General features: G+C 38.8%; 12 protein-coding genes (1 of these 12 cut by a window edge). All 12 read right to left on the bottom strand.

The features are described 5' to 3' along the window. Entirely contained in the window at positions 1–426 is a 426-nt protein-coding gene (fabZ, locus tag IGM09_RS10830; protein ID WP_002356286.1) for a 3-hydroxyacyl-ACP dehydratase FabZ, read from the bottom strand. Between the two features lie 3 nt (positions 427–429). Further along, the gene (gene accB / locus IGM09_RS10835; protein ID WP_002397489.1) at positions 430–918 is read right to left on the bottom strand and encodes an acetyl-CoA carboxylase biotin carboxyl carrier protein; all 489 of its coding nucleotides are present in this window, start codon (positions 916–918) and stop codon (positions 430–432) included. A gap of 1 nt (position 919) precedes the next feature. After that, a complete protein-coding gene (gene fabF, locus IGM09_RS10840) occupies positions 920–2,155 on the bottom strand; it encodes a beta-ketoacyl-ACP synthase II (RefSeq protein ID WP_010776117.1) in 1,236 nt (411 codons plus the stop codon). Between the two features lie 18 nt (positions 2,156–2,173). Continuing rightward, a complete protein-coding gene (gene fabG, locus IGM09_RS10845) occupies positions 2,174–2,911 on the bottom strand; it encodes a 3-oxoacyl-[acyl-carrier-protein] reductase (RefSeq protein ID WP_002356283.1) in 738 nt (245 codons plus the stop codon). A 3-nt stretch (positions 2,912–2,914) separates the two neighbouring features. Continuing rightward, entirely contained in the window at positions 2,915–3,844 is a 930-nt protein-coding gene (fabD, locus tag IGM09_RS10850; RefSeq protein WP_010776118.1) for an ACP S-malonyltransferase, read from the bottom strand. A gap of 32 nt (positions 3,845–3,876) precedes the next feature. After that, a complete protein-coding gene (gene fabK / locus IGM09_RS10855) occupies positions 3,877–4,833 on the bottom strand; it encodes an enoyl-[acyl-carrier-protein] reductase FabK (RefSeq protein ID WP_010707125.1) in 957 nt (318 codons plus the stop codon). Between the two features lie 136 nt (positions 4,834–4,969). Continuing rightward, positions 4,970–5,197, bottom strand: a complete 228-nt coding sequence (locus tag IGM09_RS10860) for an acyl carrier protein (protein ID WP_002356278.1) — start codon at positions 5,195–5,197, stop codon at positions 4,970–4,972. A gap of 52 nt (positions 5,198–5,249) precedes the next feature. After that, positions 5,250–6,215, bottom strand: a complete 966-nt coding sequence (locus tag IGM09_RS10865; protein WP_033625123.1) for a beta-ketoacyl-ACP synthase III — start codon at positions 6,213–6,215, stop codon at positions 5,250–5,252. A gap of 15 nt (positions 6,216–6,230) precedes the next feature. Next, positions 6,231–6,671 carry a fatty acid biosynthesis transcriptional regulator FabT gene (gene fabT / locus IGM09_RS10870; RefSeq protein ID WP_002362455.1) on the bottom strand — a complete coding sequence of 147 codons (441 nt, stop codon included), beginning with the start codon at positions 6,669–6,671 and terminating at the stop codon, positions 6,231–6,233. A 389-nt stretch (positions 6,672–7,060) separates the two neighbouring features. Continuing rightward, positions 7,061–7,291 carry a YkuJ family protein gene (locus IGM09_RS10875; protein WP_002379802.1) on the bottom strand — a complete coding sequence of 77 codons (231 nt, stop codon included), beginning with the start codon at positions 7,289–7,291 and terminating at the stop codon, positions 7,061–7,063. 100 nt (positions 7,292–7,391) lie between these two features. After that, the gene (locus IGM09_RS10880; RefSeq protein ID WP_002359377.1) at positions 7,392–8,282 is read right to left on the bottom strand and encodes an NAD(P)-dependent oxidoreductase; all 891 of its coding nucleotides are present in this window, start codon (positions 8,280–8,282) and stop codon (positions 7,392–7,394) included. Positions 8,283–8,354: 72 nt separating this feature from the next. Next, positions 8,355–9,345: the 3' portion of a cell wall glycolipid biosynthesis glucosyltransferase BgsB gene (gene bgsB, locus IGM09_RS10885; protein WP_002389260.1), read on the bottom strand. It continues 233 nt past the right edge of the window; 991 of the gene's 1,224 nt are visible here — the last part of the coding sequence; the start codon falls outside the window, past its right edge; it ends in the stop codon at positions 8,355–8,357.

A 9,345-nucleotide genomic window follows, 5' to 3' on the forward strand; every position in this document is an offset into this window, starting at 1 on the left:
CTATCCAATCATAAAGGTTAATTCAGCCTCGGCAACTTTTTTTCCATTAACTTTTGCCACACCTTTACCCATTCCAGCAGAAGCGCGGACTTTTAAAAGTTCAACCTCTAAAATTAATGTGTCGCCTGGTGTTACCTTTTGTCTAAATTTTGCTTTATCTAATCCACCAAAGTATGCCGTTTTCCCTTTGAATTCAGGCATTGAAAGTAATGCCACGGCGCCTGCTTGAGCCAACGATTCAATAATTAAAACTCCTGGCAAAACAGGATTCCCAGGAAAATGACCTTGAAAAACTTGCTCATTAACCGTTACATTCTTTTTCGCTACAACGCGTTCCCCAGGAATGACTTCTTCAACACTATCTAATAATAAAAAGGGATAGCGATGTGGTAAAATTTCTTGAATTTCTGTAATTGTTAATTTCATGTTTTATTCTCCTTTAGCAACTCGGAATAGCGGCTGACCAAATTCAACCACATCTTCATTGTTGACTAACACTTCGGTGATCACGCCGTCAACTGTCGCCGTAATTTCATTCATTAATTTCATCGCTTCAACGATACACACAACGTCACCCGTTTTAACAGTGTCTCCTACTTTGACAAAGTTCTCTTTATCTGGTGCTGGTTGTAAATAAACGATTCCTACAATAGGTGACGTAATTTCTTCTGTCTTTTCATTGGCTGTCGGTGTATTGGTTGGCGTTTCTTCAACGACAGAAACTGTTTCAACAGGCACTGACACACCACTAGCGGCTACTGGTGTTTCTTGTGGTTGCGCCACTGGTTCTACGGCACTTCGTCCAGAAACTGTATTTTTATTCATATATAATTCAAACGAGCCTTCTCGTAAATCAAATTCGGTTAAAGTTGATTGATCAAATTGTGTTAATAGTGCTTTTACTTCTTCTAACTGCATGTTAATCCTCCCAGCGTTTTAAGCAAATAACTGCATTGTGGCCACCAAAGCCTAGCGAGTTACTTAAAGCATAATCAAATTTATGCTCTTTGCTTTCGTTTAAAACAACGTTCACCGTAATTGCTTCATCTTGATTTTCCACATTAATGGTTGGCGGAATAAATTGATGTTGTAAAGCATTTAGGGTAGCAATTCCTTCAATTCCACCAGCGGCGCCTAAGAGATGTCCCGTCATACTCTTTGTACTACTTACATACGCCGTTTTTGCGGCATCACCTAAAGCCAATTCAATTGCTTTAGATTCTGCACTGTCATTAGCTTGTGTGCTTGTTCCATGGGCGTTAATATAGCCAATTTTTTCTGGAGAAATCCCCGCTTCTTCCATTGCTAGTACCATGGCTTTCGCTGCGCCGCTCCCATCTGGTGTTGGCGATGTCATATGATAGGCATCGCAATTAGCACCATAGCCAACCACTTCACCTAAAATAGTTGCGCCTCGTTCTAGAGCATGATCTAATGATTCTAAAATAAAGACACCCGCTCCTTCTCCCATCACAAATCCACTACGTTCTTTATCAAAGGGAATTGAGGCTTTTTCTGGATCAGTCGCCTTTGTTAAAGCGGTCAAGGAAGCAAATCCTGAAATACCGATTTCTGTAATAGGCGCTTCTGCTCCACCAGCAATAATGACATCGGAGTAGCCATGTTTGATATTGCGGAACGCTTCCCCAATTGAATGAGTTGCACTAGCACAAGCCGTCACTGTTGACGTACAAATTCCTTTGGCACCAACACGTAAAGCAATATTTCCCGCCACCATGTTTCCAATCGCCATTGGAATAAATAACGGTGCCACACGTTCAGGTCCTTTGTCGTGCATCCGAATTACTTGATTTTGAATTGTTTCCAAACCACCAATCCCGGAACCCACCATGACGCCAAACCGATCCACATCTAGTTGACTGGTATCCAAGCCACTCATAGCCATTGCTTCTAAGGCCGCATAAATGCCAAATAACGAAAACTTATCCATGCGTTTGCCATCTTTTTTAACAAAATATTTTTCCATTGGAAAGTCTTTCACTTCAGCTGCTAAGGTGACACCTGTTTCACTAACATCAAATTTACTAATCGGTCCGATACCATTTTCCCCTGTTTTCAAACTTTCTAAAAAAGTCTCAGGTTCATTGCCAATCGGCGAGGTGACACCGTAACCGGTAATAACTACTCGATTCATCCTTTTGACTCCTTTCGTTTATCCGTGCATGACTAAGCCGCCATCAACATTCACGACTTGCCCAGTAATATAGGGACTTTTAGCTAAGAATATCGCTGTAGCTGCGACATCTTCGACTTGCCCAAACGTTTGTAAGGGAATTTGCGCATTCATTTGTGTTTTAACTTTTTCCGATAAAACATCCGTCATTTCTGTTTGGATAAACCCTGGTGCAATCGCATTGCAGGTAATACCGCGCGGCGCAACTTCTCGTGCCACCGATTTAGTAAAACCTACGACACCGGCTTTACTCGCAGCGTAGTTTGCTTGACCAACATTTCCCATTAAACCAGAAACGCTAGCCATATTAATAATCCGACCACTTCGTTGTTTCATCATACGTTTAACCGCTTGTTGGGTCATGTTAAAAGTTCCTACCAAGTTAATATCTAAACAGGCATTAAAATCCTCTTTTGTCATTCGTAATAATAATTTATCATTCGTAATCCCAGCGTTATTCACCAGAATATCAATCGAGCCTAATTGGTCAACAGTTGCTTGAATCATCTCACCTGCTGCATCAAAATCGGAAATATCTCCAGAAAGGCCAATACATTTTACCCCAAAGGCTTCAATTTCTTGTCGTTGTTCTGGCGTAATCTCACTCCGACCGTTTAAAACAATATTGGCGCCCTCTTTCGCAAAAGCCAACGCAACTGCTTTGCCAATCCCACGAGTGCTTCCAGTAATAAATACGTTTTTTCCTGTTAATTCCATTTTTTACCTCCCAGTAAGTGCTGTTAACGTTTCTGTTAATGTTGCAACATCTTCCACACGGTGCATTTCAATTGTTTTGTCAATTTTTTTAACAAAACCAGTTAATGTTTTCCCTGGACCAACTTCAATCATCGTTCCTACGTTCATAGCCTTCATCGTTTCGATACTGTCTTCAAAACGTACCGCAGACATGACTTGCTTTTCCAATAACGCTTGAATTGCCTCTTGGGGCATAATTTCGGCAGTCGTATTACTAATGACAGGAATTTGCATCGTTTGAAAGTTCAATTTTGCTAAATCCTGAGCCAATTTTTTTGATGCTGGTTGTAACAGTGCCGTATGGAAAGGACCACTCACATTTAACGGAATCATTCGCTTCACACCAGCTTCTTTGAGAAGTATCATCGCTTGATCAACAGCAGCAACCTCACCACCAATCACGATTTGTTGTGGTGTATTATAATTTGCTGGAGCCACAATTCCGAAAGTACTGGCTTCTTGACAGGCTTTTTCAATTACTTCACGCTCAGCATTCATGACAGCAACCATTTTGCCAGTTCCTTGTGGTGCTGCGTCTGTCATGTACTGACCGCGCTTTTGGACCAAGGCCACTGCTTCTGAAAAACGCAAAGCCCCGCTGGCAACCAAAGCACTGTATTCCCCTAAGCTTAAACCCGCTACGACATCAGGTGTTAGTCCTTTTTGTTGCAAAAGACGGTAAAATGCGACACTGACTGTTAAAATAGCAGGTTGCGTATATTCTGTTTCATTTAAACGTTCATTTTCAGTAAAACAAAGTTCTGCCATCTCATAACCTAAGATATGACTTGCTTCATCGAAAGTTTCCCGAACAATCGCTTCTTGGTGATATAATTCTTCACCCATCCCTTGATACTGGGCTCCTTGTCCACTAAATAAAATCGCTGTTTTCATACGACACCTCATTTTTTGTTAAAATTATTCACTTAGCCCCAACGCTGATTCATCTTATGTACAATCGCTTTGCATTCAGACATGAGTGAATCAATGATTTCTTGGGCTGTTTCTTCTTTTTTTATTAACCCGGCAATTTGTCCCGCCATGACGGAACCGTAATCCATATCCCCGTCAACGACAGCTTTGCGCAAAGCGCCTTGACCAATCTTTTCAAACATTTCTAAATCAGGTACTTCTTTTTGAAGTTCTTGCTTTTCTAATTGATTATATTGAGCGGTTAATTTATTTTTTAAAGTACGCACTGGATGGCCAAAATGTTGACAGGTAATTACTGCATCTAAATCACGTGCCTTTAAAACTTTCTGTTTATAATCTGGATGAACGTTGCATTCTTTTGCAATTAAAAAACGTGTGCCTAACTGGACTGCTTCAGCACCTAACATAAAGGCAGCAACCATACCACGACCATCACCAATCCCACCTGCTGCAATCACAGGAATTGACACAGCGTCAACGATTTGCGGTAAGCCACTCATAGTGGTTAACTTGCCAATATGTCCACCAGCTTCCATTCCTTCAAAAATGACAGCATCGGCACCAATTTTTTCCATTCTTTTTGCTAAAGCAACTGAAGGAACTACTGGGATTACTTTAATGTTATGTTCTTTAAAGCGAGCCATGTATTTGGCTGGATTGCCCGCACCTGTCGTTACGACAGGAACCTGTTCTTCACAAACCAAATCGACAATTTCATCGACAAAAGGTGAAAGTAACATGATATTGACACCAAAGGGTTGCTCCGTTAATTCTTTAACTTTTTTAATTTCTTTTTTTACGACTTCTTTTGGGGCATTGCCGCCAGCAATAATCCCTAATCCACCAGCGTTTGACACGGCACTTGCTAATGAAGCATCGGCTACCCAAGCCATACCGCCTTGAAAAATGGGATAATTGATTCCAAGCAACTCACATAACTGTTGATTCATTGATTTTATACGTCCTTTAGTTCTAAGATAAGTACACTTCATTCAAGTAAAAAAGGATTTTTCCGGCTTATTTACTTGTTTTTTTAGGGACTGGGTCATTTAGCAATTAAATGTCCCAGCCCCCTATTTTCATGTATTAGTTTGCTTGTTGTTTTTCTACATATGTTACTAAATCTTGAACGGTTTGGATGCCATCTTCTGTTTCGATTTTCACATCAAATTCATCTTCGATTTCGTTAATGATTTGGAATAAATCTAAGCTATCCGCGTCTAATTCTTCTTGAATGTTTGTAGTTAATTGTACCTCTTCAGCATCTTTTCCTAATTCTTCTACGATAATTGCTTGAATTTTTTCAAATACCATGTGTATATTCCTCCAAAATAGTCATTTTCTTCATTTATATGTGAACAGTTTTTTACAGCGTTAGGAGCAGTGAGCCCCATGTTAAGCCGCCGCCAAATCCTGTTAGCACCACGCGTTGTTGGGAACCTAAAATTAAGGTCCCATTTTCAACTGCTTCATCCAACAAGATGGGAATGCTAGCAGCTGAGGTATTGCCATATTTATCCATATTCGTTAAAAACTTCTCGCGGGAAATCTTCGTCTTACGTGCAATTTTATCGATAATGCGCACATTTGCTTGATGTAGTAGAAGATAATCCACGGTTTCGTCCGTCACGAGTGATAAAATATTTTGTGAAACATCTTTAATCGCAAAATCAAAAATACTACGTCCTTCCATCTGTAGCGTCTTACTAGCCTGCTCATGCCCCTGATAAAAAGGACTTTCGTTGATCGTGTAGCCTGAAGTTAAAGCCGCCCACCGTTGTCCATCTGCTTGTAATTTTTCATTTAGAAAATGCGGTGTCTCAGCCGCTTCAATCAAGACGCCGGCAGCCCCATCACCGAAAAGCACCGCTGTGGAGCGATCGGTCCAATCCAACATTTTGGAAAATGTTTCGCCACCAATTACTAGACCTGTATGATAACGACCACTTAAGACTAGTTTTTCTGCCATGCTTAAGGCATAGACAAAACCAGAACACGCTGCACTGATGTCAAAAGCAAAGGCCTCAGTGGCGCCAATTGCGCCTTGCACTTGGCAAGCAACAGAAGGCATATTGAAATCTGGTGTCACTGTTGCAACTAAAATAAAGTCAATCTCACTTGCTTGCTTTCCAGATTTTTCCAATAACTGTTTTGCGACTTGATGACATAAATCAGACGTATTTTCTTGCGTAACGATACGACGTTCACTAATGCCTGTTCGCGAATGTATCCATTCATCAGAGGTATCCATCATTTCACTCAGTTGGTGATTCGTGACACAATTCTCTGGAACATAACGGCTTGTACAATTAATTCGTGCATAATTCTTCATGGGGATCCTCACTTTTTATTTGTATTCTTGCAAGAAATCATGAAGATTTTTTAGTGCTCTTAACAGCGCTTGTTCTTCTTCTTGCTCCATGCCTTTCAAAATGTTTTTAACCATTTCACGATGAAAATGCTGATGGACTCTAAAAAGTAATTTTCCTTTTTTAGTTAAGCCAAGCTTTACTACACGTCGATCATCTTCACTACGCAAACGTTCAACATAGCCTTTTTTAACTAAGTTGTTAATCGCTACAGTAAGTGTTCCGACGGTAATTGACAGTTCCTTGGCTACTTCTGAAGACGTTTTTTTCTTGTACATACCAATTGCTTCGATTGTGTGCATCTCCGTAATGGATAAATCATTAAATTGTGATTTTTTCAATTCAGATTCTTCAATCGTTAAGATGTCATTAAAGACACTGACTAAGTAATCGTTGACTGTTTCTAAATTAGGTTCCATTCTGTGCACCATCCATATACTTTGATTATCAAAACATTTGATGTTCAAACTATATCGTAAATAAGCAAAGAATGCAAGAGAATTTTCTATATTTTTAATGAAATATTCTTCAAATATTTCAAAAAAGGCGCATTTTCAAGGGACGAGGCTTTTAAAAAAAGGATCAATTACTTTGATACCCAAACTATTTTCACAGAAAATGGAAAGAAGTGCAACTAAAAAGCATCACTGGCACTCCCCTGATTGAGAAGTACCAGTGATTTTTGTTATATAATTCTTAAACTCCCACTAAGCTATTGCTACAACTTGACTGGATAATACGAGAAGAGAGTGAACCAGAAGCTTTGGTGCTTCTACTCCACTCCCTTATTAAAATGTAGGACGATTAATTATTGAATTAAGTCGTAAATTTCCATTGCTACAATATCGATGTTATCGAATTGATAGCTTTGGTGCGTATCAGATTCTGTTAATTCAAATGTTTCTGTTGATTTATCAAAACTTACAATACATTTCTCTACGCCTTCACGTTCAAAGCGGCGTACTTGTACTTCATTATCTGCTGCTTCGATCATTGCTTCCAGTCTCTTAATAATCGCCACAAGTTGTGAATGTTTCATCAGTGGGCCTCCTTTTGCAAACTAGTTCTGTACCATTGTAACAAAACATTGCCTAACTTGCATGATTTTTCGTCATTTTTTTTGATTTTTTTGTTGTTCTTTAATTTTTATTCGTTGGTTGCTTGCCATCTGTCCACCAAAGCTTAATTAAGGCCTGTGTGCCATCATTTTCAAACCCTTTATCTGCAAGGCTTTCATATAATTCTGTCGCTTTTTGCGTCGCTGGCAATGGAAGGTCAAGTTTTTTTGCTTCATCTAACGCAATCTTTAAATCTTTGATAAAATGTTTAACAAAAAAGCCTGGCGTATAATCTTCTTTTAAAATACGCGGTCCATAATTACTTAATGACCAGTTCGCAGCACTACCACCACCGACTGTTTCCAGAACTTTTTCTAAAGTTAATCCTGTCGCATTTGCATAAACGAGCATTTCAGTCAACCCGGTCATTGTGCCTGCAATCATTAACTGATTCGCCATCTTAGTGTGTTGCCCTTTTCCAGCTGAGCCATGTAGCATAAACGTTTTGCCAAATGTTTTGAAAATTGGTAAGACGGTCTCATAACTTTCTTGATCGCCACCAACCATAATTGTTAAAGTACCATTTTTAGCACCTAAGTCACCACCAGAAACTGGCGCATCCAACGCATGAGCACCCACTTCTGCTGCTTTTTTGGCAATCTTTTCAGCCAAGGTCGGCGTACTTGTGGTTAAATCTACTACTATTTTACCTGTAAGATCTGCTTGAAAAATCCCTGTTTCATTAAAATACACGCCTTCAACATCTGAAGGAAAGCCAACCATTGTAAAAATGATATCACTCGCTTCCGCAATTGCTTTTGGCGTATCATACCAAACTGCTCCTTCAGCAACTAAATCATCTGTTTTACTTTTTGTTCGATTGTAAACATTGACAGATAAATTGTTTTTCATCATGTTACGAATAATTGATTTCCCCATGACACCCGTTCCAATAAAGCCGATTTTAGACATAGTAGCTTCCTCCGTTCTTAAAATAAAAAACTTTCCTCCTTCAGTATAAACGAAGGAGGAAAGTTTTGCAGTTTATTTTCTTAAAGATGTAAATTTTACTTTAATTTTTTTAATTGAGTCCGCATTTTCTTTTTCCATTTGAAGTTGATCAAAGTAAATCAATGTATCTTGATAAAATTCAATCATTTTGTTGCCAAAGTTTGTAGAAGAAATTTCAAATAATTTTTCATCTAAAATAGTTTGGTCCATTTTAATATTTGCTTGTATATAGTCAATCAATGTTGGGGCAAAATCACTGTCTGTCTTAAAAGTTTTGCCTAAGCTTTCATGATCAAATAAATTATTTAAATAGGCGTTCCCTTCTGCAACACATTGAACGCCAGCGGCCATCGCTTCTGTATAAGTTAAGCCTTGTGTTTCCGACGTTGAGGCGCTGACAAAATAGTCAGCAGCTTTATAATAAATCGCGACTTCTTCATTTGGCACTTCACCCGTAAATTGAACGTATTCACTGACTTCTAGTTCTTCTGCTAATTCTTTTAAATCCTCTAAATAGGGACCATTTCCAACTATTACTAAACGAGTTTGTGGTAATTTTTCAATAATTTGTGGTAATCCTTGAATAATTGCTTGAATATTTTTTTCATAAGAAATTCGACTTAACGATAACAACATAATCTGTTGCTCTTCAATACCTAATTGTTGACGCATTCCAGCGATCATTTCTTCAGTAATATCGGGACGTAAAAACTTATCAATTTCGATCCCTGTTGGAATAATTCTCATTGGTGCGGTCACTCCATAATCCCGTAATTTTTCAATTACACGTTCACTGGGACAAACAACACCTGTCGTATGATTTGTAAACACTCTTGAAAAGAATTTAACATGTGATGGACGGACAACTTTTCCTTTAGCAATATAATGTAAGTAATCTTCATACATCGTATGATACGTATGGATGACAGGAATTTTCATTTTTTTCCCAACCATTTTCCCTAAAATACCCGCACCAAATTCAGTATGTGTATGAATTAAATCTAATTCCAATTCTTTGGCAATT

Source organism: Enterococcus sp. DIV0167, assembly GCF_050541555.1.
Classification (GTDB): domain Bacteria; phylum Bacillota; class Bacilli; order Lactobacillales; family Enterococcaceae; genus Enterococcus; species Enterococcus faecalis.